The sequence below is a fragment of the Halalkalibacter flavus genome (assembly GCF_036663575.1).
Lineage (GTDB): Bacteria > Bacillota > Bacilli > Bacillales > Bacillaceae_D > Halalkalibacter > Halalkalibacter flavus.
Genome location: NZ_JAWRVK010000347.1, coordinates 1 through 249 on the forward strand (window position 1 = coordinate 1; position 249 = coordinate 249).

At 63.1% G+C, this 249-nt stretch carries 1 protein-coding gene; it reads right to left on the minus strand.

What is annotated here, in order from left to right; genetic code table 11:
- Positions 1–249 (minus strand): class I tRNA ligase family protein (locus SAY88_RS25410; RefSeq protein WP_332635218.1); only part of this gene is annotated, 249 nt, incomplete at both ends.

Below are 249 nucleotides of genomic sequence, written 5' to 3' on the forward strand. Positions count from 1 at the left end.
GGTTGGGGTCCATCGTGAAGGCCTCGCGGGTCCAGTCGAACGAACCACCCACCCTGCGCAGGGCGTTGGTGATATTGGCGTGGTACTTCTCCTTCCACTTCCAGACCATCTCCGTGAAAGCGGCACGACCCAGGTCATGCCGGGTCTTCTTCTCCGTCCGCCACAGCATCTTCTCCACGACGCTCTGCGTCGAGATACCGGCGTGGTCGGTGCCGGGCAGCCACAGGGTCGTCTTGCCCTTCATGCGCT